At 69.9% G+C, this 25043-nt stretch carries 22 protein-coding genes; 10 read left to right on the top strand and 12 right to left on the bottom strand.

Going from position 1 to position 25043, the window contains the following annotated elements; all coding sequences use genetic code 11:
• Positions 1–585 precede the first annotated feature (585 nt).
• Positions 586–2154, top strand: a complete 1569-nt coding sequence (locus GA0115233_RS05175; protein WP_255310050.1) for a right-handed parallel beta-helix repeat-containing protein — start codon at positions 586–588, stop codon at positions 2152–2154.
• A gap of 58 nt (positions 2155–2212) precedes the next feature.
• Here GA0115233_RS05175 and GA0115233_RS05170 read toward each other — a convergent pair whose 3' ends face one another.
• The 6 genes from GA0115233_RS05170 to GA0115233_RS05145 form a co-directional block, all read right to left on the bottom strand.
• Complete coding sequence (locus GA0115233_RS05170; RefSeq protein WP_093718868.1) at positions 2213–3625, bottom strand: UDP-glucose dehydrogenase family protein; 1413 nt, start codon at positions 3623–3625, stop codon at positions 2213–2215.
• A 58-nt stretch (positions 3626–3683) separates the two neighbouring features.
• Complete coding sequence (gene galE, locus GA0115233_RS05165; RefSeq protein ID WP_093718867.1) at positions 3684–4706, bottom strand: UDP-glucose 4-epimerase GalE; 1023 nt, start codon at positions 4704–4706, stop codon at positions 3684–3686.
• Positions 4707–4742: 36 nt separating this feature from the next.
• Positions 4743–6632 carry a glycosyltransferase family 2 protein gene (locus GA0115233_RS05160; RefSeq protein ID WP_093718866.1) on the bottom strand — a complete coding sequence of 630 codons (1890 nt, stop codon included), beginning with the start codon at positions 6630–6632 and terminating at the stop codon, positions 4743–4745.
• Between the two features lie 108 nt (positions 6633–6740).
• Positions 6741–7823, bottom strand: a complete 1083-nt coding sequence (locus GA0115233_RS05155; RefSeq protein ID WP_093718865.1) for a UDP-glucuronic acid decarboxylase family protein — start codon at positions 7821–7823, stop codon at positions 6741–6743.
• A gap of 432 nt (positions 7824–8255) precedes the next feature.
• Positions 8256–8576, bottom strand: a complete 321-nt coding sequence (locus GA0115233_RS05150) for a hypothetical protein (protein WP_093718882.1) — start codon at positions 8574–8576, stop codon at positions 8256–8258.
• 136 nt (positions 8577–8712) lie between these two features.
• Positions 8713–9732, bottom strand: a complete 1020-nt coding sequence (locus GA0115233_RS05145) for an aldo/keto reductase (RefSeq protein ID WP_093718864.1) — start codon at positions 9730–9732, stop codon at positions 8713–8715.
• 167 nt (positions 9733–9899) lie between these two features.
• Between GA0115233_RS05145 and GA0115233_RS05140 the strand changes: the two genes are divergently transcribed.
• Both GA0115233_RS05140 and GA0115233_RS05135 read left to right on the top strand, forming a co-directional pair.
• Complete coding sequence (locus tag GA0115233_RS05140) at positions 9900–10769, top strand: helix-turn-helix domain-containing protein (RefSeq protein WP_093718863.1); 870 nt, start codon at positions 9900–9902, stop codon at positions 10767–10769.
• A 75-nt stretch (positions 10770–10844) separates the two neighbouring features.
• Positions 10845–11489, top strand: a complete 645-nt coding sequence (locus tag GA0115233_RS05135) for a hypothetical protein (RefSeq protein WP_093718862.1) — start codon at positions 10845–10847, stop codon at positions 11487–11489.
• Positions 11490–11513: 24 nt separating this feature from the next.
• On the opposite strand, the gene GA0115233_RS05130 is transcribed toward GA0115233_RS05135, so the two are convergent.
• The gene (locus GA0115233_RS05130; RefSeq protein ID WP_093718861.1) at positions 11514–12014 is read right to left on the bottom strand and encodes a hypothetical protein; all 501 of its coding nucleotides are present in this window, start codon (positions 12012–12014) and stop codon (positions 11514–11516) included.
• Between the two features lie 93 nt (positions 12015–12107).
• Complete coding sequence (locus GA0115233_RS05125) at positions 12108–13349, bottom strand: ATP-grasp domain-containing protein (protein WP_093718860.1); 1242 nt, start codon at positions 13347–13349, stop codon at positions 12108–12110.
• A gap of 500 nt (positions 13350–13849) precedes the next feature.
• On the opposite strand from GA0115233_RS05125, the gene GA0115233_RS05120 reads away from it, so the two are divergent.
• The 5 genes from GA0115233_RS05120 (at position 13850) to GA0115233_RS05100 (ending at position 18035) form a co-directional block, all read left to right on the top strand.
• Positions 13850–14395, top strand: coding sequence for a hypothetical protein (locus tag GA0115233_RS05120; protein WP_255310049.1), 546 nt, complete (start codon positions 13850–13852; stop codon positions 14393–14395).
• The gene (locus tag GA0115233_RS05115) at positions 14392–15000 is read left to right on the top strand and encodes a toxin (RefSeq protein ID WP_093718858.1); all 609 of its coding nucleotides are present in this window, start codon (positions 14392–14394) and stop codon (positions 14998–15000) included. Before GA0115233_RS05120 ends, GA0115233_RS05115 begins: the two co-directional genes overlap by 4 nt.
• Positions 15001–15155: 155 nt before the next feature.
• Positions 15156–16364, top strand: coding sequence for an MAB_1171c family putative transporter (locus GA0115233_RS05110; protein ID WP_093718857.1), 1209 nt, complete (start codon positions 15156–15158; stop codon positions 16362–16364).
• Positions 16357–17751 (top strand): NAD(P)/FAD-dependent oxidoreductase, encoded by a 1395-nt coding sequence (locus GA0115233_RS05105; RefSeq protein WP_093718856.1) that lies wholly within the window; start codon positions 16357–16359, stop codon positions 17749–17751. The genes GA0115233_RS05110 and GA0115233_RS05105 overlap by 8 nt, the downstream gene beginning before the upstream one ends.
• 68 nt (positions 17752–17819) lie before the next feature.
• Positions 17820–18035 (top strand): hypothetical protein, encoded by a 216-nt coding sequence (locus GA0115233_RS05100; protein ID WP_093718855.1) that lies wholly within the window; start codon positions 17820–17822, stop codon positions 18033–18035.
• 88 nt (positions 18036–18123) lie between these two features.
• Here GA0115233_RS05100 and GA0115233_RS05095 read toward each other — a convergent pair whose 3' ends face one another.
• On the bottom strand, positions 18124–18627 hold the full coding sequence (locus GA0115233_RS05095) for an ATP-binding protein (protein ID WP_093718854.1): 504 nt from the start codon (positions 18625–18627) through the stop codon (positions 18124–18126).
• Between the two features lie 68 nt (positions 18628–18695).
• Between GA0115233_RS05095 and GA0115233_RS05090 the strand changes: the two genes are divergently transcribed.
• Positions 18696–19013 carry a hypothetical protein gene (locus tag GA0115233_RS05090; protein WP_176711645.1) on the top strand — a complete coding sequence of 106 codons (318 nt, stop codon included), beginning with the start codon at positions 18696–18698 and terminating at the stop codon, positions 19011–19013.
• A 106-nt stretch (positions 19014–19119) separates the two neighbouring features.
• Here the strand turns inward: GA0115233_RS05090 and GA0115233_RS05085 are convergent, their stop codons facing one another.
• The 3 genes from GA0115233_RS05085 to GA0115233_RS05075 form a co-directional block, all read right to left on the bottom strand.
• Positions 19120–21189, bottom strand: coding sequence for a SpoIIE family protein phosphatase (locus GA0115233_RS05085; RefSeq protein ID WP_176711644.1), 2070 nt, complete (start codon positions 21187–21189; stop codon positions 19120–19122).
• Positions 21190–21599: 410 nt separating this feature from the next.
• Complete coding sequence (locus GA0115233_RS05080) at positions 21600–22718, bottom strand: fatty acid desaturase family protein (RefSeq protein WP_093718851.1); 1119 nt, start codon at positions 22716–22718, stop codon at positions 21600–21602.
• A gap of 7 nt (positions 22719–22725) precedes the next feature.
• Positions 22726–23736, bottom strand: coding sequence for a ferredoxin reductase (locus GA0115233_RS05075; RefSeq protein ID WP_093718850.1), 1011 nt, complete (start codon positions 23734–23736; stop codon positions 22726–22728).
• A 131-nt stretch (positions 23737–23867) separates the two neighbouring features.
• Here GA0115233_RS05075 and GA0115233_RS05070 point away from each other — a divergent pair, with 131 nt between their 5' ends.
• The gene (locus GA0115233_RS05070; RefSeq protein ID WP_093718849.1) at positions 23868–25007 is read left to right on the top strand and encodes a PucR family transcriptional regulator; all 1140 of its coding nucleotides are present in this window, start codon (positions 23868–23870) and stop codon (positions 25005–25007) included.
• Positions 25008–25043: the final 36 nt, after the last annotated feature.

Here is a 25043-nt window from a genome sequence, read left to right as displayed (position 1 = left end):
ACACAGTGGGGGGCTTCAAGGTGTCAAAACCCTGGGTCGCCTGGAGAATCCGGCTGCCGACCGCAGGCCGTGATGGCAGGCTCTGCCCATGGTCTTCGTGCGTTGCGAAGCGATCCGATGAGTCGATGACGAACCTCAGCCCTGCCTGGTCGAGGTCCGCTTCGCCGACGCACACCGGCGCCAATGGGCCTTCATTGACAAGTGGCCCGTCTTCACCGGCGACGGCCTGACCCCCGACTCAGGCTACCCCGTCGAGGTCGGCATCCGCTGCGACGCCGCACGTCGCCCCCCGCCCGTCAAGCGGAGCACGAGCGCGGATGGGCATACGCATGTGACTCGTATGCCGTACTGTCGTCGACGCTCCGTTCACACCTTTTCTGACAGGCTGTCATGTGATGTGCGTGTTTTGCCTTGATGGTAGCGACCTGACCCAAAGGGGTGGACGTGAGAGCGGTGAAGCGGAGTCGAGCCTCGATGGCCGCCGCGGGAGTCTCGGCGGCAGCGCTCGTGCTGGTGGCAGGGTGCGACGTGGCGGGTGTGTACCGTCCCGCTCGTCCCGTCAACGGGGGGCCGTACACCTTCTACGTGAGCCCCGACGGTGACGACAAGAACGACGGCATGTCTGCGGCCCGGCCCTGGCGGACCCTGGATCACGCGAACGGTGTGCGGTTCCAACCCGGTGACCGGCTGCGGCTCCAGGGCGGCGCGCGTTTCCGCGGCAGCCTCACCCTGGAGAAGGGTGAGGCCGGCAGTGCGGCCAGGCCCGTGGTCATCGAGTCCTACGGGACCGGGCGTGCCACCATCGCGCCGCGCGGCACTTCGGCGATCACGGTGCGGAACACCGCCGGTGTCGAGATCAGGAACCTGGCACTGGTGGGCGACCGAAAGGCCCTGCGGGAGGGGGTCGGTATCGCCTTCCGCAACACTCTGCCCGGCGCCCGGCGGCTCGGCCATGTCAGGATCACGCACGTGGAGGCCCAAGGCTTCCAGAACGGCATCAGCGTGGGAGCGGACCCGGGCGCCGCGGCAGGCTTCAGTGACGTACGGATCACCGATGTCTCGGTGCATCACAATCTCGAAGCCGGGCTCGCCTTCTACGGTCCCGCGTTCGACGCCGACCGCCCGGCATACGCGAACGAACGGCTCCGGATCGAGCGGGTGAAGGCCTACGCCAATACCGGCGATCCCAAGAGCGATGGCCGGAACACCGGCAGCGGCATCGCGCTGGGCAGCGTCAGGGACGCCCAGGTCGTACGGTCGGTCGCCCACGACAACGGCGCGAGGTCTGCAAGAGACGCCGAGGAGGGGCCCGAGGGAGTCTGGGTGTACGACTCCACCCGTGTCCTGCTGGAGCACAACACCTCCTACCGCAACCGCACCGGGTCCCATGTCGACGGCGGCGGCTTCGGCCTCGACAACAACGTCTCGGACTCGGTCATGCAGTACAACCTCGCCCACGGCAACGACGGGCCCGGCTTCCTCGTCTACTCCGGGAAGCCGACCGGCGCCCACCGCAACAACGTCGTGCGCTTCAACATGAGTTGGGACGACGCGCGCAAGCTGCCCGAGTACGGCGGCATCGTCGCCTACGGCACCCGCATGAGCGAGCTGGACATCTACCACAACACGGTCGTCATGCGGACCGAGGGCCTGGCCTCGGCGGAGGCGGCCGGGTACCGCCCGCCGGCCCTTCGGCTGCGGGACGGGATGCGCGGTGTTCGCGTCCACAACAACATCTTCGCCACCGATGGCGGACCGCTGGTCGAGGCCCAGTCCGCGTACGCTCCTTCCCGGCTTGTGCTGCAGGGCAACGACTACTACAGCAGCGGCAGTTGGGATCTGGGCTGGGGCACCCAGCGCTATGCCGCGCTGGACGACTGGCGCACCACATCGCGCCAGGAGGTCCTCGGCGGCCAGCCGACCGGTTCCGACGAGGACCCCTGTCTGCGGGGCCTGGCCGCTGACGTCGCCGAGGGGTCGGGCGCTGTGAACCTGGTGCCCCGCTGCGAACAGACTGCAGCACCTGTCGGCCTGGAGGCGCGGCAGTTCAAAGCCGCCCCGCGGCTCGTGGACTACTTCGGCAACCGGCTCGGGCAGTCCCCGACCGTGGGGGCCGCCCAGCCGACCACCGTCAGTGAGAGCGCCGGCGAGTAGGCAACGGCGAGGGGCCACGACGGGCAGTCCGTCGTGGCCCCTCAGCCTTGTCCGGTGCCTATGCGAGGGTTGTGGCGCGGTCCGGTTCGGTGGCCGGGTGGGTGATCGTGGCGCGCAGCGGGTCGTGCGGGTGGGGGGTGTCCGTGCCGTCCGGCAGTGTCGGGCGGCCCAGAGCCTTGACCGTCCAGCCGGCTGCCTGCCATTCCGTGTGGGCGAGCCCGTTGCGGCCGTCGATGAGCATGGGTACGCGGACGACGCGGGCCAGTTTGACCGGGTCCAGCTCGCGGTACTGGCTCCACTCCGTGAGGTGCAGGACCAGTTCGGCGCCCTGGCATGCGGCCAGCAGGTCGGAGCTGCAGCGCAACTCCGGGTGGGCGAGCCGCGCGTTGGCCGTACCCTCCGGATCGTGCACACTGACGTCCGCGCCCTCGCGGTGCAGCGCCGCCGCGACCGCCAGGGCCGGTGAGTCGCGTACGTCGTCGCTGTTCGGCTTGAACGTGGCGCCCAGCACCGTCACTCGGCGGCCGGTCAGGTCTCCGCCCGCCATCTGGCGTGCGAGCGCGACGGTCCGGGCCCGCTGCCGCTGGTTGATCGCGTCGACCTGGTCGAGGAACGCCACCGCTGCCCCGACGCCCAGCTCCTGGGCGCGCGCGGTGAACGCCCGGATGTCCTTCGGCAGGCAGCCGCCGCCGAAGCCGACCCCGGCGTTGAGGAAGCGTCGGCCGATCCGGCTGTCGTGGCCCAGCGCGTCGGCGAGGGTGGCGACGTCCGCGCCTGCCGCGTCGCAGACCTCGGCCATCGCGTTGATGAACGAGATCTTCGTGGCGAGGAAGGAGTTCGCCGCGACCTTCACCAGCTCCGCAGTGTTCGGGTCGGTACTGATGTAGGGCACGCCCGCCGCGAGCATCGGCGCGTACACCCGGCGCAGCGTTTCGTCTGCCTCGCGGCTGGTGGCGCCGACCACGAGCCGGTCCGGGTGCAGGGTGTCCTCGACAGCGAAGCCCTCGCGCAGGAACTCCGGGTTCCACGCCACCTCGGCCCGCACGCCGCCGCGTACGAGGTCCGCGATGCGGGACGTCAGCCGGGCTGTCGTGCCCACCGGGACCGTGGATTTGCCGACGACGAGGCAGGACGCGGGCAGATGCGGGGCTAGCCCGTCGACGACGGCGTCCACGTACCGTAGGTCCGCCGCCTGCGAGCCGGGCTGTTGGGGGGTGCCGACGCAGATGAAGTGGACCTCGCCGTGCGCCGCCGCCTCGCGCAGGCTGGTGGTGAAGCGCAGACGTCCGGCGGCGAGGGCACGGGTGAGGACGTCGTCGAGCCCCGGTTCGAAGAACGGGGTCCGGCCCTCGGTAAGGGCGGTGATCTTCTCGATGTCGACGTCGACACCGAGGACGTCGTGCCCGATGTCGGCCATGCACGCGGCGTGCACGGCTCCTAGGTATCCCGTACCGATGACGGTCAACCGCATGCGGGTTCTCCTGTTTCTGAGCGGAACTGCGGGGACAGGGGACGGGGCACGGCCCGTGTCAGGGGGCGTAGCCGTACGGGTTGTTCTGCTGGAAGTTCCATGCGTCCCGGCACATCGCGGCCAGATCACGCCGCGCCCTCCACCCCCATGCCGCCTCGACCTTCGCCGGATCCGCCACCAGCTCCGCGACATCGCCGGGGCGGCGCGGCGCGACGCGGTACGGGATCGGCGTGCCGCACGCCTGCTGGAAGGTGTGCACGAGCTCCAGCACGGAAGAGCCGCGCCCGGTGCCGAGGTTGAAGACCTGCAGGCCCGGCCTGTCGTCGAAGTGGTCGAGCGCGGCCACATGGCCCTCGGCCACGTCCACGACATGGATGTAGTCACGCACGCCCGTGCCGTCCGGCGTCGGGTAGTCGTCGCCGAAGACGCTCAGCTCCTCGCGACGGCCCACCGCGATCTGCGCGAGGAACGGCATGATGTTGTTCGGCACACCGCTCGGGTCCTCCCCCAGCAGCCCACTGGGGTGCGCGCCGGCGGGATTGAAGTACCGCAGTGCCAGCACCCGCAGCTCGGGCACGTGCCGGCACAGGTCTCCCAGAATCTGCTCGCAGGTCCACTTGGTGGTGGCGTACGGGTTGGTGGGCGCGGCCGGGGACTCCTCGGTGAGCGGGACGACCGTCGCGTTGCCGTAGATCGAGCAGGACGAGGAGAACACCAGCCGGTGCACGCCGTGTTCGTGCATCGCCGAGGCGAGTGCCGTGGTGCCGCCGACGTTGATGTCGTAGTACGTGAGCGGGATTTGTACCGACTCGCCGACGGCTTTCTTCGCGGCGAAGTGGATCACCGCGTCGATGGCGTGCTCGGTGAACACGGCGTCCAGTGCCCGCCGGTCGCGGACGTCGGCGGTGTGCACGGCGGCGATCGGCCGGCCCGCGATCTTCGCGACGCGCTCCAGTGCCTGGGGGGAGCTGTTGGAGTGGTCGTCGAGGACGACCACCTCGTGACCGGACTGGAGGAGTTCGACGCAGGTGTGGCTGCCGATGAAGCCGGCGCCGCCGGTGACCAGGACGGTCTGGGGCATGGGGGACCTCGATTCTCGAAGGGCCGTGACAGGCCGTCACCAGACGTAGAAGCCGCTGAAGTAGGCAGGGAAGAGGGCGGCGGCGGATGCCAGCGGAAGCAGACAGAGCAGGCCTGCCGTCAGCGGGAGGGCGGCTGTGCGCAGCGCTCGGAACGCCCGGACGCCGGTGGCCCGTGCGGCTTCCTTGATGTGCAGCACGGCGACGACGAGTGTGACGGTGGCGTACGAGGCGGCGCCGAGCAGGCAGAGGAAGACGTAGCCGACGGCGGGCCCGGTGAACTGGCCGACCAGCGCCGAGCCCGACAGGAACAGGGTGATCACCAGGTACGGCGCGACAGTGCGGAGCGGAAGCGGCTCAAGACCGGAGCGCTTCTTGGGGGTCACCTTGAAGGTGATCTGACGGGGCCGCAGTTTCTGCGCCAACGCGGCCAGGACACCCCAGGCGACGAACGGCCAGCGGGACAGGCCGAACAGCCACATTTCCCAGCTGATGACGGGGGCGTTCCTGGGGCGCAACAGACCTCGGCGCCGGCACAGCAGGGTCAGCAGGATCAGCCAGATCGACATGCTCCACATGTGTCCGAGGAACTCCAGGTAGTTCACCTTGACCCAGGGCGCACCGGTGATCGCGGCGACAGCGGGGAGCAGGATGCCCGTGATAGTCGCGACAGCGAGCAGGGGGTAGTACATCAGGGCGGCGCCGAAGCGGATCCGCAGCTTCAGGGGCATACGTCCCAGATGGCGCGGCAGCATCCCGAAGAGCATCACGGCGAGACTGCGCGACCACTGGAACTCCTGGGTGATCATCGCACCGAAGGTGTGTGGGCCCTCGCCGTGCGCCTCCGCGTCGATGGCAAACGCGCCTTGCCATCCGGCCGAGTTGAGCAGGAACGTAGTGGAGAAGTCCTCGGCGAGTTCCGGACCGAGACCGCCGATCTCCTTCAGGGCCCGGGTGCGGACGGCGTAGTGCGAGCCGATGCACAGCGGGGCGAGCCCGGCACTGTGGCCGAACTGTACGGGGCCGTGCAGCACGGCCTCGCGGTACAGACGGCCACGGGCCGCCCAGGAGTTGCCGGCGTTGGAGTCACAGATGCTGGGTGCGGCGACATAGCCGACCGACGGGTCGGCGAACGGGCGGACCATTTCGGCGAGGTAGTCCGGCTCCGGCACGTGGTCGCAGTCGAGCTGAACGACGACGTCATAGTGCTCGTAACCCCAGTGGTCGTAGAAGAAGGCGAGGTTGCCCTCTTTGCAGCGTGTGCGGCGCGGCCACTCGGCCCGGTGGTAGTCGGCGCGGCCGTACCGGCAGGAGACGCCGACGCCGTGCCTGCGACACCAGTCCAGGATCTCCTCGGTGGGCTTCTCGTCGCACAGCCACACGTCGTAGGCGTGGGGGAACCTCTGCCGGAGCATCGCCTCCAGGGTGGTGCGCGCGATGTCCCAGTCCTCGGAGGGGGCGCGGGTGACCACGAAAGCGGTACCGAGGTCGGGCACCTCGACCGCCGGGCGGAACCGTCGCATGCGCAGCAGCGGGACGAGGAAGTGCAGTGGAAGATAGGTCATGTAGAGCAGCAGGGCACTGTTGATGACCAGTCCCAGCCAGCCGATGCGATGGGACGGCTCGAACCACCAGACCCAGAACCACACCAGGCAGGCCGCCCAGCCGAGCCAGAGCAGCACGATCAGGATGCGGTACGGGCGGGAGAAGGCCCGCACGTAGTGGGAAGGGAGCGGCTTGAGGTCGTGGGCGGGTCGTGTCAGGACGGGCCCGTCCGGACGGACCTCGGCGACCGCACCGTTCGACAGGGTTCGGATCTCCCTGCTCAGCGCTTCCCGCTCTTCACGGGACCCGGGAGAAGGGGGGCGGGGCAGGGAATCCGGGATGGTGCCGGTCCCACCGAGGTGGTCTTGCTCCAGCGATGTCATGGCAGCTGGTACTCCAGGCGGTCCGATGGAGGGTGGGGGAAGACGCGTGAAGGGCACGCGCACCGAGGCGGGCCGCCGCGCGGCGCGGTGCCCGCGCGTGCCCCGGCATCAGGAGCCGGTGGCCGTGGAGCCGGACGTGATGCCCGAGCCCGCGGTGAGCGGGCCGGGAACCGTCGGGGAACCTGCGCAGCCCGTAACCGCCGCGAGCGGAAGGGTCTCGCTCTGGCCTCCGCGGATGGCCACCGCCGAGGTGCGCAGGAGGTCGGAGCGCTCTTTGAAGTAGGCGATGGTGCGGCTGAGGCCCTCGGTGACGGAGGTGCCCGGCGCCCAGCCCAGGACGTCACGTGCCCGGCTGATCACCGGCCGACGGCGCACCGGGTCGTCTGCGGGCAACGGGTGGTGCTTCACCTCGGACGGCGAGCCGGTCATCGCCAGCACCAGCTCGGCGAGCTCAAGGACGGTGTGCTCGACCGGGTTGCCGAGGTTGAACGGGCCGAGCTCCCTGGAGTCGAGCAGCGCGAGCAGGCCGCGGATCAGGTCGTCGACGTAGCAGAAGCTGCGGGTCTGCCGACCGTCTCCGTAGATGGTGAGCGGTTCGCCCGTCAGTGCCTGGGTGATGAAGCTGGACACCACGCGGCCGTCGTGCGGCCGCATGCGCGGGCCGTAGGTGTTGAAGATCCGGGCGATACCGACGTCCACACCGTGGGTGCGGTGGTACGCGGCCGACACCGCTTCGGCGTAGCGCTTCGCCTCGTCATAAACGCTGCGGGGGCCGATCGAGTTGACGTTGCCCCAGTACCCTTCCTCCTGAGGGTGGACCAGCGGGTCTCCGTAGATCTCGCTCGTCGAGGCGAGGACGAAGCGGGCGTTGTGGCGCAGGGCCAGTCGCAGGGCGTTCTCGGTGCCACGGCTGCCGACCGCGAGGGTCTCCAACGGCTGCCGCAGGTAGTCGGGCGGCGAAGCGGGGGACGCGAGGTGAGCGACAGCGTCGACACGGCCGGGGACCTCAACGGTCTCGCACACGTCCGCGTGCTGAAACTCGAAGCACGGACAGCCGAGTAGGTGGGCGATGTTCTCGGGGTCCCCCGTCGAGAAGTTGTCCAGGCACACCACTGAATCACCGCGCTGCAAGAGCGCCTCGCACAGGTGGGACCCGAGGAATCCACCGCCACCGGTCACGGCAACGCGCATGTGTTTCTCCAGAAAAAGGGGAACCGGATTGGCTACACGCCCCGCCGCGCGAGCGTCCGGAAACACACCACTGGACGAACCGACAAACGGAGCGCTCTCTCTGAAAACGCAGAGCCGAGAATATTGTCGGAAGTATGGATTTAAAGCCCAGGTAAGTCGACTATTGGACCGTTCGGCGGGCATCCATGGGGCACGCGTCCGCGGCTCTTCCGCCTCGCTGAGGCCCACTACTTCCAGTGCCCCGGTCGAGCGGCGTCACACGCACGTGTGAGTCGGCATCGGGCGCGCCTTCGCCACCGCCGTGCGCCGGGGGCACGTACAGGGGCGGGGGTCCGGCGAGCGATGCCGAGCAAGCCGGACCGGCGGCCGAAGACGGGCGGCGCGCGTCGCCGCCGACGGGTTCCTTCGTCCGTACCGCGCCCGATCAACCGCTCACAGGCCGGTGATGTCCATGCCCTCTGTCAGTACGGAGTCAACCGCGTCGGCCACGGCGCGGTGCCTCTTCTCGCGCTCCGCCCGGCCCGCCGGGACCCATCGCGCGGCAGCCTGCACGGCGTAGGCGTCCGGGTCACCGAACGCGGTCTGCGGGTGCTCGCCCGTCACCGCGCAGTGGCCCGCGACGTCCTTGACCGCCTGGAGCACGACCGCTCGGTCCACCCCGGGCCGCAGGGCCAGCCGGAGCTGGAAACGGGCCATCCACTTCTCGTAATCCTTCTCCGTGGCCGTGTCCTTCTTGCGGTCCTTCCTCGCCACGTGCTCTCCCGGGTTGTCGCCGTCCATCCGTCACCCAGAGGGACGTCTGGACGTGGTTGCGGGTTCCGAATCTGTGGTGCTTGACCGGGCCTTGTGGGCAGGCGGTGCGGCTGCCCGCGGGGTGTCAGGGACCGGTTCAGGTCGCCGACCGGGACCCGGCGGGGCGGCGGCGCAGAGCGGGCTCGCGCAGGGCCGGGGGCCGGTATTCCTGGTCGAGGGCGGTGACGTCGGTGCCGGGCGGGACGATCTCGTCGATCCGGTCGAGGAGGTCGTCGGACAGTTCGACGTCGGCCCCGGCCAGGAGGTCGTCAAGGTGTTCCATGGTGCGCGGGCCGAGGAGTGCGGCGCTGACGCCCGGGTGGGCGATGGTGAAGGCCATGGCCAGATGGGTCATGGGCAGCCCGGCCTCCTTGGCGAGCGGGAGGAGCTGTTCGACGACGTCGATGCGGTGCTCGTCGGACAGGTGGCGGGAGAAGCGGGCGCGTTTGAGGTCGTTGTCGCCGCCCTTGCGGACCCGGCCGGTCAGCAGGCCCTGGCCGAAGGGGCCCCACACCATCACGCCCATGCCGTACTCCTGCGCGAGCGGCAGGACCTCCCGTTCGATGCCGCGGTTCAGGATCGAGTACGGCGGCTGCTCGGTGCGCGGCTTTTGCAGTCCGGCGCGTTCCGCCGTCCACTGGGCCTGGACGATCATCGAGGCGGGTGTGGTCGAGAAGCCGATGGCGCGTACCTTGCCGGCCCTGACGAGGTCGGTCAGGACCGAAAGGGTCTCCTCCAGGTCGGTGTCCGGGTCGGGCCGCTGGAGCTGGTAGATGTCGATGTGGTCGGTGCCGAGGCGGCGCAGGGAGTTCTCGACGGCGGTGGTGATCCAGCGGCGGGAGCCGCCCTGGTGGTTGGGGTCCTCCCCCATGGGCAGGCCGACCTTGGTGGCCAGGACGACCTCGTCACGGCGCCCCTTCAGGGCCCGTCCGACGATGTCCTCGGAGTCGGCGTAGCGGTCGGCGGTGTCGATGAGGTTGATCCCGGCGTCGAGCGCCCGGTGGATGATGCGCACGGACTCGTCGGGCTCGTTGCCCATCAGGCCGGCGAGCATCAGTGTGCCCAGACCGTAGGGGCTGACCTTGATCCCGGTCCGCCCGAGGCTGCGGTACTTCATGAAAGTGCTCCTTCGGCGCACAGCGGCGGGCGGGTGCCCGCCGAGCCGACCGTGCTGGTCGGCACGTCCACCCTCCGCGGATGCCCCGGGCGGCGGCCAGTGCCCGCCGCAGCCGGTGGACTCGCAGTACCACGACGGGACACGGCCTACCGCGCGATACTCGGGTCATGACCGGAACCACGGATCTCGGCAGGGCGTTGCACGCCTGGCGGGACCGCATCAAACCGGCCGAGGCCGGCCTGCCGGACGACGGAGTCCGGCGCGCGCCGGGCCTGCGGCGTGAGGAGCTCGCCCAGCTCGCCGGGCTGTCCGTCGACTACATCGTGCGGCTCGAACAGGGCAGGGCGACGAATCCGTCCTCGCAGGTCCTCTCCGCGCTGGCCCGGGCGCTGCGGCTGACGGCGGCGGAACGGGAGCATCTCTTCGTGCTCGCCGGGCAGGCGTTTCCGGGCGGCGGGCAGATCTCCGGTCATGTGCCGGCGGGCGTCCAGCGGCTGCTCGACCGACTGACCGGCACACCGCTGAGCGTGTACGACGCCGCCTGGAACCTCATCACGTGGAACCCGCTGTGGGCGGCCCTGTTCGGCACCCCGCCACCGGAACGCGGCTTCGCACGGAACGCGGTGTGGTGGGCCTTCGTCGCGCCGCCCGCCGGATACCCCCAGGCGGTGAGCCGGACGACAGGTCACCGCGCGGCCTTCGTGTCCGACCTGCGCGCAACCTCGGCCCGCTATCCCAAGGACACGAGACTGGCCGCTCTTGTCGACGAACTGCGCAATCAGAGCAGCGACTTCACAGCGCTGTGGGATTCCGGTGTGGTGGGGGTGCACGAGCCCCTCACCAAGACGGTCCGGCACGCGACCGTAGGGGAACTCACCCTTGACTGCGACATCCTCGCCGCACTCGGCACCGACCTGCGCATCATGGCCTTCACCGCGGCAGACGGCAGCGAGACTGCCGAGCGACTACGGCTGCTCGGTGTTATTGGCGTCCAGGCACTGACGGGCACCGGAAGGGACCGCCGACTCGCCGGATGAGATGATCCGCGAGGCGACCATGACGTGTTGCGGCGCCGAGAGCTACTGCGGTTTTCACGTGAACGAAGGACGACCATGGCCCGCGCTTACGAACCCGGACCCAAGCACTTCGTCTTCGCCGTCGGTGACGGCAACGACGAAAAAGTCTCCGTGGGCGACCCTCAGGAAGCCTATGTGGCGTTTTCCGCGTTCTTCAAGGACCGGAAGTCCGGTACGTACACCATCAGTGATGAGCCTGCCGGGCAGAGTCTGATACTCATGCCCGACCGCGGTGTGATCGCCCGGGTCAAGGGCACGGAAACGGAGTACCTGCGGGCCGACCGGCCCAACCGATACGTTCCGGCCGCGATGCTCTTCTTCGAGAACGGATACAACGGCCTCAACCACTACGGCCAGTGGTTCTCTGCCCTCGCCGACCTCGACGCGACGCCGGAGACGCGCGGTGCCCTTCGCGCCGCCACGTTCACGACGGAAGCAGCAGCGTTCGAAGAAGTCGCCCGGATCTGGGCCGATTCGGGCATCGTGGATCCGAGCGACCAGTACTACGTCTTCTTCGACTCGCACAAGACGGACGAAGCCCGAGCCGAACGGGCCGAACTCCTCACGCTTATCGCCTTCCTCGGGCTGGAGCGCGTTGACACCCCGGCCGATGCGGCCGACGGCGAGGTCTGGGTTCGAGCCGACGCGCGCCTCGCTGACGCGTGTGCCCGGTGGTCGTGAACCTCCGGCCGTCGCATCAAGCATTCAGGCCGGTGTTGGGCGGTTGCACAGGAAGCATCCCTCCCAGTGCGGCAGCGCGTTGAGGATGCGGTGCTGCACGCACGAAGCCCTCGCGCGTTCCTCCGGTGACGGGAAGCCTTGACCACGCCTGCGGTCATCGGTCGGTTCGAAGGTTTCGACCATCGATTTGAACTGACGCAGATAGTCACGGGCAAAGGGCGGGTCGTAGCCCAGCTCACCCCACCGGTGGCCGCTCAACGCCAGCTCAACAGCGCGCAGTACGAACTGCTTCGACCGGGCGCGCTCCGCCGGAGACGCGCCCCACGCGATGTCCCCCAGGTCGAAGCCGACGGCACCGCGCCCCATCACGTTCTGGTCCTGCAATGTCAGAAGGGCGGCAAATCTGTAGTCCCACTCGTCTTCGGCGAGGTCGGACACCGCGAGCATCAGCACCTCGACGAACACCTCGGTGCCGCCGTTGGACAGATCCAGATTCTGCCCGTCGCCTCGGAACACATTCCCCACGCGCCCACGATATCCAGAGCCGCCCAGCAGTTTGTCCGCTCCGGGCTGTCACAGTGGGAAGGCTGACTCGTCTCAGCGAATCGACACGCGTGCTCATGCCGCGGGCGCGTCGGAGGCAGGGACGATGTCGGCGTCGAGGCTGTGCGTCACTTGGTCCAGGAGGGTGTGGCAGTCGATCGCGGTTTCGGCCGCTACGACCCAGTGGGCCAGGCGGTCCTGTGTGGTGGCGCAGGCTGCCGCTTCCACGTGGCGGCCGGGCTCTTGGGTGATGGCGGCGCGGTCCACCAGCGGGTGCACATCGCGTGCCGTGAGCGCCAGCCTCCGGAGCCGACCGCTGTTCGGGGAGTAGGCGAAGTGGACGGCTGCCGCGCGCTGGCGGGTGGGGACCAGGTTCGGGTGACGTCCGAGGGCCAGGTCGGCCGCCACCTGGGGCAGGTTGATACCGGTCGCCCGCTCCACGAGCAGGGGGATCAGGTCGTCGGGCAAGTGGGGGGTGACGTCCGTGATGTGCGGGCCGCGCGTGGTGAGCGTCATCTCGATGTGGAGCACTCCGAGGGTGATGCCGAGCGCGTCGACGGTGCGGGCGACCGTCTGGCGCAGTATGCGGTTGTGCAGCAGGCTGTCGTGGGCGAACACGCAGTGCCGTACCGCCTGTCGGGCCGGCCCCGGCCCCACCGTGGTCCGGGTGATGGCGACTGTCCGGACGTCGCCGCCCTCCAAGACCACGGTCTCCGCTGCGACTTGCGGCCCGTCGAGGTGCTCCTCCAAGAGGAACGCGGCGGCGCGGTGGGGGTGTTGTGATCCAGTGTGGCGGTTCATGCGATCGCAGACGCCTGGCACCTCGCTGCGATCGCACGCCAGGCCGGAGACTGCGGAGCCGGTGCGCGCCCGGATGATGACGGGGTAACCGATGGCGTCCGCGCGGTGTGTGGCTGTCTCTGCGTTGCGGGCTTCGTCCCAGACCGGATGCGGCACGCGGTGCTGCGCAAGGGTTTCGCGAGTGGCCGTGCGGTCGGTGCACAGGGCGAGAGTCCCGGCCGTTGTGGTGGGCCGGTTCAGGTCTTCGGCGATCTGTGCGGCGGTGACGAGGTGGTCTCGCGTGTAGGTGAGGATGCCGTGCAGCGGGTGGGCGGAGGCGAAGGCCTTCACCGCGGCGATCGTGGTGGGGCCGTCGGCGGGGTCGACGTGGAGGTGGTGGTCCAGGTGTGGGCGGGCCCAGGCGGGGGCGGCGGTGTCGGCCAGGACTACGGGCTGCGCCGACGCGATCTGAGTCAGGGCGAATTCGCCGGAGGCGGCCGTGGCCCCTAATCCAAGGAGCACAATGGGCTGGGGCATGCACATCTCCGTAAGCGGTGAGCGGCCGGGCGGAGGACCAACGACCGGGATCGTCCCGCCGGCGGCCTCAGCCGGGCCTGCGAGTTCATGCGTGCCTCTCCTCTGGGCGCACTCGGGCAGGGGTGTCGTCCTGGGAAGTGATGACGCCGCGCAGTCGAACGGATCACCTCCGCTGTCGGGGATATTGGTCTGCGCGAAGCCCTGCTGTCAACGATAGTTTTCGGCTGGCAAACGATCGTTTGGAGACCATGGCGGTTTAGCCTGCACAGTCCGCCGGGAGAAGGTTGCTGGACGTGCCCCCTCCCGCAAGGAACGGCCGGAAATAAACGATCGATTCCGGCCAGTAAACGATCGTTGAAACTCCGGGGAGGTTGCGCGTAGGCTGCCCGTCAGCCGAAAGCGCGCCGCCCACCGGGTTTCCAGGGAGTACGTCGTTGGAGCCACACACCCCACTGCACGAAACGCTTCAGCGCCTGGACGAGATCATCCGTGAGCAGGGCTTGAACCGATCGGAAATCCTCGACCCGCGAGAACTGGGGGCCAGGACAGCGCTGCCCGAGAGCACCGTCCGGCGCCTGCTCAAGGGCGGTACGCCGCCGGTGGAGACGGTCAATGAGCGAGTCTGCGCCCGCATCAAGGCGCTCAGCGACGCCTACCTCGCCCGCAACGGGGGACGCATGTCCGATCTCGCCGCCGCTGTCTCCGCGCATCTGGAGATCTCCGAGGTCTGGGCGCGTGCCGTCTGTGACGGACGGAAGATTCCCAACGTCACACACCTGCACCGGCTGGTGCAGTTCTTTCATGTCGATGGCGGCGAGTCGTTCTTCACGGCGCCCGCCGATGAGGCGCTCAACCGCGTACTGCTGCCCACCCTGCGGCAGCTTGAGCAACCCCAACAGGACCCTGTGGCAGCCCTGTTGGACCGGTACGGAGTCAAAGGCGCCGACCTGCGGGCGCACGGCTCCGTCTCCCGCGTCCAGTTGGAGCGGATCCTGGAAGGAGTCCTGCGGTCGGTGGCGCCCGAGGAGGGGGACCCCCAGCAATGAGCACCAAGGCGATGAAGTTACTCCTGGCCGACCTCGGTGACAAGGCCGCGAAATCGCTGCGCCGGCCCGCCGAACCGAGGGAGGTCATGACGGAGTTCTGCCGGGCCATGAGCGTCCGGAAGGGCCGCGACATCAGGCTGGAGTTCCGTGCGTTCCCTCCGGACATCGCGGTGTCGGGTGTACGCCTGGACCTGGGTGAGCGTTCCATCATCGTCGTGGGGGCACGTACCGCACCCGAGGCCCAACTGGTCATCCTGGGCCACGAGTTGTGGCACGAGGAGGAGAACGACCGGGGACACCACATCCCCGGGCTGCAGGCGGCGGCCCGCGCTCTCGGCGCCGCCCCGACACCCGATGCCGTACGCCGGGCCGTGGGGCAGATCCTCGGCGAGCAGGAAGTGCCCCGCTCCGCCGTTCTCACGGTGGCCGCCAGGTCGGAATCCGCCAGCGAACACGAGGTGGACGCCGAGACTTTCGGACTGCTCTTCGGCCGCGAAGTGCGTCCGTGGATGAAGGGCCGCTACGCGGAAGGCCCCGTCAGCCCGGCGACCGTCGAGGGACGGATCAACCTGTCCCTGCTCAACCGCGGCCGCCGCATCCTGTGAGACACACCGCCGCCGCGTTGTCCGGCCGTGCGCCGTCGTGCCGTGTCCTTCCCCGTACTCGCCATACCCACGCGCCCATCGTCCGTCACCGGGTGACCACCACAGAAAGCATTCACGCATATGCCTCGCAGCGCTGAGACGGAGGAGCTACGGCGATGAGCCTGACCGGCTTCCACATCCCGTACACCCTGCCGATCGTGCTCCTGATCCTGGCACTCAGCCTCAAGACACCCACCTTCGTGCGTGCCTGGAAGGATCCGGACGTCCGGGCGACCACCCTGTTACTTCTGCTGGCCTCCACGGTGTTCTTGTCCGTGCCCCCGGCCAGCATCCACCGGATCAACACGACGACCGGGGTGCCGAACATCGCCGCACCCTGGGTGTACTCACTCCTCACCGCGTTCTGCGCCTCCTGCCTGACCATGGTCATCACCTGGCGGGACGAGCCGTCCCCGCGCCGCAGCGAACGGATCCGCCGTATCTGGATGATCTACCTCGGCATCATCGGCGCGCTGTGGATCACCTTCCTCCTCGCGGACGCACCGACCGAGCGCATCTACGACCTGGACACCTACTACGCCAATGAGCCGTGGATGCGCGAGCACATCCTGCTCTACCTGGGCGCCCACATGGTCTCCGCGCTCGTGGCCGCGTACATGATCTGGCGATGGATCCCGAAGGTCAGCGGCGGCTGGCTCAGAGCGGGACTGGTCTTCCTGCAGGCCGGATACGCCTTCGGGCTGGTTTTCGACGTCGCCAAGTTCATCGCCATCGGCGCGCGCTGGACCGGCGGGAATCTCGACTGGCTGTCCACGAAGGTCGCGCCGCCCTTCGCGATCCTCGACGCCAGCCTCGTAGGGCTCGGATTCATCCTCCCGCAGGGCGGGCCGTTCCTGCACAAGTGGCTACGAGACCAGCGCACTTACCGGCGGCTGCGACCGCTTGCGCGGGCTCTGCGGACTGTCGCCCCGCCCGCTGCCCCGGCCCGCGTCGGCCGTTTCGCCCCGCTCGATCTGCGCCTGTTGCAACGCCAGCAGCGCATCCACGACGCGCTGCTGCGGCTCGCCCCCTTCCTCGAACCGCTGCTGCACGACCGGGCCTTCGAAGAGGCACGGGCCGCCGGCCACAGCGAGGAACACGCCCGGGGGATCGCGGGGGCCGTCACCATCCGCGCGGCCCTCGACGCCCGTACCGCATCATCGTCGGGCAACTCCCGGCACGGCGACGCCGACACGGCAGCAGTCCGGACGCACACCGACCTCGACGACCTCGAAGTCATAGCCCGCGCCTTCCAACGACCCCGCATCGTCCAGACGATCCGGCAACGAGTGGCCATGAGAGAAAGCGACAACACCCATGTCTGAGCCAGCACGCCGCCCCACCGCCGTCGTCGTGGGAGCCAGCGCGGCCGGCCTGTTCGCCGCCGCGGCCCTGGCCGATATCGCAGACGTCACCCTCGTCGAACGCGACCCTCTCCCCGACGGGCCCCTGCCGCGCCGCGGCGTACCCCAGGCCCGGCACGCGCACCTGGTGTGGAGCGGTGGTGTGAAGGCCTTCAACGAGCTGCTGCCCGGCGCCGTCGACGAGGTCGTCGCCCGTGGCGGGCGCCTCGTTCACATCATGGGCGACATGGTCTCGCGGGCCCCCAACGAGGTGTGGTTCCGCCGCTTCCTGGCCACCCACCACCGTAACCTCGTCTGCTCGCGCAACCTGCTGGACGCGGTCCTGCGCGCATTAGTTCTCGCCCACCCGCACGTCTCGGTGCGCCAGAACACCACCGCACTGGGGCTGGCGGGTGACGCCCACCGCGTCACCGGGGTCCGCGTGGACAGCGAGGGTGACATATCCACGCTGGAGGCCGACCTGGTCATCGACGCATCCGGCCGCGGCTCGCACACCCCGCAGTGGCTGAGCACACTGGCACTGCCGAAGGTCGCCGAACGCCGGGTCGATGCCGGCGTCGCCTACGCGACCCGCCTCTTCCGGGCCCCCCACAGCGCCGCGGACCACGACTTCCCGCTCGTCAATGTCCAGGCCAACCCGGCCAAGGCCCCCGGCCAGGGCGGCATCATCGTGCCCATCGAGGACGGTCAGTGGATCGTCACCCTCTCCGGCACCCGCGGCGGTGAGCCCACGAGTGACCCCGACGCCTTCACCGACTTCGCCCTCGGCCTCGGCGACCCCGTCATCGGTGAACTCCTCAAGGAAGCCGAGCCCTTGAGCGACGTCGCCACCACCCGCTCCACCGCCAACCATCGCCGCTACTACGAGAAGGCCAAGCACTGGCCCGACGGATTCGTCGTGCTCGGCGACGCCATCGCCTGCTTCAACCCCGTGTACGGCCACGGCCTCACCGTCGCCGCCCAGGGCGCCCTCGCCGTCCGCGACATCGCGCGCACCACCCCACTGGCCGCCCCCGGCACCGCCCGGCGCATGCAGAGAGCCGCTGCACGGCCCGTCGCCGCCGCCTGGGACCTGGCAGTCGGACAGGACGCCTTCTACCCCGGAGCCACGGATACCCCACCCAACGCCGTGGAGCGGTTCCTGGCCCGGTTCGTCGACCACGCCGTCGAGACCGGTGCCGCCAACCCCCGCGCACTCGGGGCCCTGTTGGACGTCATGAGCCTGGAGAAGCCCGCGACCCGGCTCTTCTCCGCCGACATGCTCATCCCGATGCTCTTCGGCCCGAAGAAGCCGCACCTGCAAGCACCGCCGTTGAGCGAGGCGGATCGCAAGGCCGCCACCTCCTGACGGGCCGGCCGGCGACGCAGCACCCGAAACCCCACCCCATCCAGCGCTCTCGCCCCTCAGGAGCATCTGTGGAGCCCGAACCCGAACAAGCCGGCTACCGCGACCGGGTACTCCTGTCCGAACTCGACAAGGCCACGAGCCGGACCACCATCGAGGACACCATGAGGAAGTACGGGGTGATCCGCACCGATCTCCGCCTGCACGGAAACATGGCAGCCGACGAGTTCGAGCAGTTCATCGTCACCATCATCGGCTCACTTCCCTCGACGGCAGACGAGCATTGAAGGGGGTCTTTCGGCTCTCGCTGTTCCGGTGATCGCGAGAGCCAAGAGACCCTGGGTCGGCCGCTGGGGCAGGGGAGGCAGCGGCCGGTCAGGCTGCTTGTTGCGGTGAGGCTGGGCGGGTATGCGGGATGGGGTGGGTGTTCACCGCGGCGTGGGTGCGCCAGCCCTCTTTCCTGGGTGGGATGTGGAATTCGTCGGCGGTGAGTGCGACGAGGTGCAGGCCGCGGCCCGATTCGCCGGGAGACGGGGGTGGCAGGCCGTACGGCAGGGGTGGTGGTCCGGTGTTGGTGACTTCGATGTGCAGGGTGCTCGCGGTCATCGTCAGGTGCACACTCATGTCGCTTCTGCCGTGGCGGGCGGCGTTGGCGGCGAGTTCGCTGCCGATGAGTTCGGCGCGTTCCTGGTCTTCCTTGGGCAGGCCCCAGTGCAGGGTGTGGGCGGTGATGAAGTGACGTACTTCAGGTACTTGGCGGGCTTGGGCGGGCAGGGCCAGCAGGGCGTGGCGGTCTATGGCCGGCAGGGGCAGGGCGTGGCCTGCGGTGCCGTCGGGTGCGCGCCGGGTCGGCGGGAGGGGGGCTGTGGGGGTGTTCATGGCGGGGACCTGCTGAAGGGGTGAGGTGGCGGGGAGGGCGAAACCGCCGGGGCGGGGTCTTGTGGGTCGTGCTGCCGACAGGGCCGCGGGGCCTCCTGGACTACTGGCTCCGGTGCGACCACCGCGACGGACAGCCCCCGCCTGTCGTCCACGAAGCCGCCACCTTCGAGGCCGAACTCCAGGCCGTCGCCTCCGGCCGCGGCATCTCCATCACCACCGCAGCCCGCTACTACACCCGCCCCGGCCTCGCCTTCCCCGTCATCACCGACGCCCCTTGGTGCACCGTCGCCATCGCCCAATCGCCGCAACCCCAGCCCACCGCGCGCCACTTCGCCCATCTGACCCAACACATCATCAGCGCCACCACCGCCGCACCGACCGACTGACCGCCACCGCCACCGCCACCGCCACCAGCAGCGGCGTCCGAATCGCCTCGTGTGGCGGTGCTGGGCTTCGCCTTGCCGGAACGGCCGGGACCATCCCGCCAAGGCGTCAGTCGTGGGGCAGTTCGAACCAGACCGTCTTGCCCCTCGCGGAGTAGCGCGTGCCCCAGCGGCTGGCAAAGCGGCTCACGAGGTACAGGCCGCGGCCTCCCTCGTCGGTGTCGTCCGCGAGTCGGAGATGGGGGGCGGCACTGACGGAGTCCGTGACCTCGCAGATGGTGCTGTCGGCGCGGATCAACCGCAGGCCGATGGTGCCCTCGGCGTAACGGACGGAGTTCGTGACCACCTCGCTGACGAGGAGTTCGGCGGAGGGAATGAGGGCGTCCTCCCCCCATTCGGTGAGGCGGCCCGCGACCAGCCGTCTGGCCCTGCCGGCGCTGCGCGGGTCGTCGGGCAGCTCCCAGTAGGCGAGGTGGTTCGGGCCCAGTCCCCTGGTGCGGGCGAGCAGCAGCAGGGCGTCGTCCTCGGCGCCCTCGGGCAGCACCGAGGTCATCAGCCGGTCACGCAGCGCCTTCAGCGGGCGGCGTGGCGCCCCGGCCAGCGCACGGACGAGCGCCGCCAGCCCATCCTCGGCCCGGCCCCGCCCGCGTACCAGTCCTTGGTTGAACAGGGCGAGCACGCTGCCTGCGGGGACCGGGAAAGTGGTCAACCGGTACTCGGCCGTGCCCCGACCCAGTGCGGGGCCGACCGGCATGTCCAGGGTGTACGGCGCTCCGTCGGAGGGCGTCACCACGGGCGGCGGGTGCGCGGCGCTCACTGCTTGGCACTCCCGGTTCACGGGGTCGTACACCACGTACAGACAGCTTGCCGGGGATGCGTCGTCCGTGTCCACGGCATCGTGGTTGAGGCCGTCCCCTTGCGCGAGGAGGTCGCTCGTGGCCTCCTCCACGACCGCGGTGGCCGTCAACTCATGCAGTCGGACGAGGAGTTCCACCGGTTCGAGGTCCATCGCGGCGAAGGCGTGGACAGCGGTGCGCAGTTGCCCCATCGCGGTGGCGGCCCGCAGGCCGGAGCGCCATACGTCACCCGCCACGAGTGCCACCCGGGCGCCGGGCAGCGGGATCACGTCGAACCAGGAACCGCCTGCCGCCACGGGCAGATACGCGTGGGCGGTCTCCACGGCCCACGTCGTGGGTACGCGGCCCGGCAGCAGCTGCCGCTGGGCGATACGTGCAAGGGTCCGCTCACGCGTATAGAGGCGCGCGTTGTCCAGGGAGAGAGCGGCGCGCGCAGCCAGCTTCTGCGCCACATCGGCGTCCATGTCGTCGAACGGTTCCGAGTCGCCCGCACGGTAGAACGCGGCGAGTCCCAGCACCACGCCGCGTGCGGCGAGGGGGACCAGCACCATCGAGTGCACGTGGACGCTGCGGAAGAGGGCGGCCCGGCCCGGATCGCGCGACAGCCACGCCGCGGCATCGTCCTCGCTGAGGTCGTTCACCACCCGGGGGGTGAGATCGGCGAGGGCGTGGGCGTACGGTTTGCCCGGTTGCATGACGCGCACGCTTCCGACCTCGTAGATGGCGTGACCCTTGAGGTCGACCACGGTGACGAAGCCCGCGCGGCGCACGGTGGCCGGTTCGAGGAGCGGCCCGGGAGGGGGCGCGTTGCCGTGGAACACGACGTCGAGGACGTCGACGGCGGCGCCGTCCGCGAGCCCGGGCACGGCGATCGCCGCGAGCTCCTGTGCGGTGCGGAACACGTCCAGCGAGCTGCCGATCATGGTGTCCGCCCGGCCCAGCAGCTCCAGGTTCCGCTGGGCGCGCTCTGTGGCGGTCGTGTCGGTCAGGGTGACGGCGATTCCGAGAGGGCGGCGGTCCCGGTCGTGCAGGGGACGGGCCGACACGGACAGCACGCGCCCCTCGCGGGCCGTGGCGTGGGGCGGGTGCACCGTGCAGCGCACCTGGTGCACGGACCGGTCCTCCTTCAGCGCCCTCCGCAGGAGCGAGCGGACCTCCGGCGTCGCCAGAGCGGCCGCCAGCGACGGATCGGCCCCCGCCCCGGCCTCGCCCGGTGCCGGTACGCCGTCCATGCCGTCGGGGATCCTGCGCAGGTCGGCGTCCAGGACGTAGAGGCCGATCGAGGACTCGCCGACCAGGATGTCGAGCAGCGCCGCCGTCATCTCGGGGTCCAGCCCGCGCGGCTGGGGGGCCTGCGTCGGTCTCTCGTGTTCCGCTGGGGTCGGTGTAGGTTCCACGCTTTCCCCTCGTCGCTCCCGCGGTCCCCCCGCCGCACCGGTCACACTCCCTCCTTCACGATGCCAAAGGGCCCGGTCCCGCGCCTCACGAGGCGGACGACCGGGCCGTTCACCGGCCATCGCCGCCGGCTCGGGCGAGGGCGGCTGCCACGAGCAGGCCCACCGAGATGGCGGTGACCCCTTGGTGATCCACGCCCCCAACGAGAGCGTCGACCCCACCGAGATCGAGCACATGGCCCACGTGGGGGCGTTGTGCCTTCAGGAGTACGCCGCGTCGGCCCGCCGCTGCGGGTCGGAGGGCGGGCCGAGCAGGTGTCTGCGGGCGCAGGCCGCAATCAGGCCGCGAGGAGTTCCGGCTCGCGCTCCGGCGTGGTGACCTCGGTCTTCTTGTTCGGCAGGGACAGCCGGAAGACCTTGCCCCAGGCGGAGAGGACCTGCTTGGGCAGCGGGCCGGTGACGTAGTCCAGCTCGTACTTCTCGAACAGGGCCCGCACCTTCACCGCGACCTCGGCGTACCGGTTGCTGGGGAGGTCGGGGAAGAGGTGGTGCTCGATCTGGTGCGAGAGATTGCCGGTCATGAAGTGCATGGCCTTGCTGCCGCTGATGTTCGCCGAGCCCATCATCTGGCGCAGGTACCACTGGCCGCGCGTCTCGCCCTCGATCGACTGGCGCTCGAAGACCTTCACGCCCTTGGGGAAGTGACCGCACATGATCACCGAGTGGGACCAGATGTTGCGGACCACGTTGGCGGTGAAAGTGGCGGCGAGGGTGGAGAGGAACGAGGGGCCCGACAGCAGCGGGTGGATGACGTAGTCCTTCAGGACCTGCTTGCGGATCTTGCGGCCCACGGCCCGGGCCCGCGCGCGGAACTGCGGGTTCTTGCGGCGGTCCTTGCTGAGGTTCTTGCCGAGTTCCAGGTCGTAGGCGGCGATGCCGTACTCGAAGAAGCAGGCGTTGACGAAGTTCCACAGCGGCTGGCCGAGGTGGACGGGGTGCCAGGGCTGGTCCTCGTCGACGCGCATGATGCCGTAGCCGAGGTCGTTGTCCTTGCCGAGCACGTTCGTGTACGTGTGGTGCAGCTCGTTGTGCGAGTGCTTCCACTGGTCGGCCGGCGAGACGTGGTCCCAGTCCCACGTGGTGGAGTGGATCTTCGGGTCCCGCATCCAGTCCCACTGGCCGTGCAGGACGTTGTGGCCGATCTCCATGTTGTCCATGATCTTCGCCACGGACAGCCCGGCGGTGCCGACGATCCACGCGGGCGGGAAGAACGAGAACAGCAGCACCCCCCTGCTGGCCAGCTCCAGCGTGCGCTGCGCCTTGATGACCTTGCGGATGTAGGCGGCGTCCTTCTCACCGCGGCTGGCGATCACCTCGTCACGGATCGCGTCCAGTTCGCGGCCGAGCTCCTCGATCTGCGCTGCGGTCAGGTGGGCGGTGGGGTCGATGGCAGTCAAGCTGTTCCTACCGTTCGATGTCGCAGGGGCCCGCGGCTGCGGACACACAGGTCTGGATGAGGACGCCCGGTTCGGCTTCGGTGATCTCCCCGGTGCGCAGGTCGCGGACGGCGCCGGACTTGAGCGGCGTGACGCAGCCGAAGCAAATGCCCATGCGGCACCCGGAGGGCATGAGCACACCGGCCTCTTCGCCGACGTCCAGCAGCGGCGTCGCGCCGTCCGCGTCGACGGTCCTGCCGGTGGTGCTGAAGGTGACCTCGCCGCCGTCGCCGGTGACGACGACGCTGGGGCGGAAGCGTTCGGTGTGCAGGCGCTCGCGCAGGCCGTGCTCGGTCCAGTGCTCCTCGGCGGTGTCGAGCAGGCCCGCGGGCCCGCAGGCCCAGGTCTCGCGCTCGGCCCAGTCGGGCACGAGTTCGTCGAGCCGGGCGATGTCGAGCATGCCGTCCGTGTCCGTGTGCACCTCGACGAGCTTCAGTTTCCCGGCCGCGACCAGGCCGTGCAGTTCCTTGCGGAAGATCACGTCGTGCGGGCGGGGCGCGCTGTGGACCATGACGACGTCGTCGAACGCGGTGGCGCGCAGCATGCCCATGACGGGCGTGATGCCGCTGCCGGCCGTCAGGTAGAGAACCTTGGCGGGCTTGGCCCGCGGCAGGACGAAGTCACCGGTGGCCTGGTCGAGGTGGATCAGCGTGCCCGGTGTCGCCCGGCGGACCAGGTGGTTGCTGACCTTTCCGTCGGGGATCGCCTTCACGGTGATCGTGACGCGGCCGTCCTGGCGGTGGGGCGGTGAGGTGAGCGAGTAGGCACGCCACAGGCGCACCCCGTCGACATCGACTCCGACCCGCACGTACTGACCGGGCGTGTGGCCGCGCCAGCCCCGCCCCGGTCTGATCACGACCGTCGCGGCGTCGGCCGTCTCGGGGTGCACGGCCTCGATGCGCCCCCGCAGGTCGGCGCCCGCACGCAGCGGGCTGACCAGGTCGAGATAGTCGGACGGCGCCAGCGGTGTCGTCACCATCTCCAGTAGTTTCCACGCCCTGCTGCGGAGGGCTGTACTCGTCATGACTCCAGCTTGCTGTGCCTCAGGGCGTAAAGTCCTGACCGCAGGACGTGAATCTGATCGGCAGAGTTGTTCGCAGGGAATAGATCGTGAGCCATGTGATCCGCAGAGCCAGTGAGCTGGCCCTGGACGAGACGACGGTCACGGCACTGAGGGCCGCGCTGAAATCCACCGCCGACGAGGTCGTCCAGGCGATCATCGACGAGGTCCCTCCCTACGCCAACGCCCTCTCGGGCCATATGGGCGCCACCATCCGCCGGGCCGTCCGCACCGCCCTGGGGCACTACCTGGACCTCGCGAGCGGGAACGCCACCGGCGGCGACGGCGGTGACGCGGCCTACGAGCTGGGCCGCGGCGAGGTCCGCGACGGGCGTTCGATGGACGCCCTGCTCAGCGCCTACCGCGTGGGTGCCCGCGTGGCCTGGCGATGCCTGGCCGCGGGCGCCGTGTCCGCGGGGCTGCCCGCCGCCGAGGTCGCCAAGTTCGCCGAGCTGACCTTCGCCTACATCGACGAGCTCTCCGCCGCGAGCGCCGCGGGCCACGCCGATGAGCTCGCCGCCCGGGGCAGGGAGCACGAGCGCCACCTGGAGCACCTGGCCCGCGACCTGCTCGCCGGTGCGAGCCCGGACGTGCTGCTGGTGTCCGCGCAGCGGGCCGGGTGGCAGCCGCCGGTGTCGCTGACCGCGGTCCTGCTGCCCGCCGCCCAGGCCCGGCCCGCCTATCGCGCACTCGATCCGAGCACCCTCGTCCTGGACGATCTGCCGGACGCCACCGGTGTGCTGCTCGTCCCCGACGCCGACCGGTCCCATCTCCTGCGGCAGCTGACCGGCCGCGACGCCGTGGTCGGCCCGGCCCGGCCCTGGACGCGTGCGTCGGCCTCGTACGCACGCGCCGTACGCGCCCGCTCCCTCTCCCCCGATATCCGCGACACGGAGGACCACCTGCCCGAACTGGTGCTGAGCGCCGACATGGACGCCCTCGCGGACCTGCGTACCCGAGCCCTCGCACCGTTGCGGACCCTGCCCTCCGCGACCGCGCAGCGGCTGGAGGAGACCTTGCGGGCGTGGCTGCTGCACCAGGGCAGGCGGGACGAGGTGGCAGCCGAGCTGTTCGTCCATCCCCAGACCGTCCGGTACCGGATGTCCCAGCTGCGGGAGCTGTTCCCGGACCTCGCGTCCCCGCACCGCGTCCTCGAACTGACACTGGCGGTCGCACTTCGGCCGGGCTGACGCGGTCGCACTTCGGCCGGGCTGACGCGGGCGGTC

Origin of the sequence: Streptomyces sp. DI166 (genome assembly GCF_900091315.1) — a bacterium.
GTDB lineage: Bacteria > Actinomycetota > Actinomycetes > Streptomycetales > Streptomycetaceae > Streptomyces > Streptomyces fuscus.
Note: the sequence above shows the minus strand (reverse complement) of the source record. Positions and strands in the feature narration are given on the sequence as shown.

Excerpts from the sequence above, each read along its gene's own strand:
- GA0115233_RS05155 (WP_093718865.1), bottom strand. The coding sequence starts at position 7,823 with ATGCGCGTTGCCGTGACCGGTGGCGGTGGATTCCTCGGGTCCCACCTG.
- GA0115233_RS05145 (WP_093718864.1), bottom strand. The coding sequence starts at position 9,732 with ATGAAGTACCGCAGCCTCGGGCGGACCGGGATCAAGGTCAGCCCCTAC.
- GA0115233_RS05095 (WP_093718854.1), bottom strand. The coding sequence starts at position 18,627 with ATGAACACCCCCACAGCCCCCCTCCCGCCGACCCGGCGCGCACCCGAC.
- GA0115233_RS05110 (WP_093718857.1), top strand. The coding sequence starts at position 15,156 with ATGAGCCTGACCGGCTTCCACATCCCGTACACCCTGCCGATCGTGCTC.
- GA0115233_RS05170 (WP_093718868.1), bottom strand. The coding sequence starts at position 3,625 with ATGCGGTTGACCGTCATCGGTACGGGATACCTAGGAGCCGTGCACGCC.
- GA0115233_RS05135 (WP_093718862.1), top strand. The coding sequence starts at position 10,845 with ATGGCCCGCGCTTACGAACCCGGACCCAAGCACTTCGTCTTCGCCGTC.
- GA0115233_RS05105 (WP_093718856.1), top strand. The coding sequence starts at position 16,357 with ATGTCTGAGCCAGCACGCCGCCCCACCGCCGTCGTCGTGGGAGCCAGC.
- GA0115233_RS05085 (WP_176711644.1), bottom strand. The coding sequence starts at position 21,189 with ATGACGGCGGCGCTGCTCGACATCCTGGTCGGCGAGTCCTCGATCGGC.
- GA0115233_RS05115 (WP_093718858.1), top strand. The coding sequence starts at position 14,392 with ATGAGCACCAAGGCGATGAAGTTACTCCTGGCCGACCTCGGTGACAAG.
- galE (WP_093718867.1), bottom strand. The coding sequence starts at position 4,706 with ATGCCCCAGACCGTCCTGGTCACCGGCGGCGCCGGCTTCATCGGCAGC.
- GA0115233_RS05125 (WP_093718860.1), bottom strand. The coding sequence starts at position 13,349 with ATGCCCCAGCCCATTGTGCTCCTTGGATTAGGGGCCACGGCCGCCTCC.
- GA0115233_RS05140 (WP_093718863.1), top strand. The coding sequence starts at position 9,900 with ATGACCGGAACCACGGATCTCGGCAGGGCGTTGCACGCCTGGCGGGAC.
- GA0115233_RS05160 (WP_093718866.1), bottom strand. The coding sequence starts at position 6,632 with ATGACATCGCTGGAGCAAGACCACCTCGGTGGGACCGGCACCATCCCG.
- GA0115233_RS05075 (WP_093718850.1), bottom strand. The coding sequence starts at position 23,736 with ATGGTGACGACACCGCTGGCGCCGTCCGACTATCTCGACCTGGTCAGC.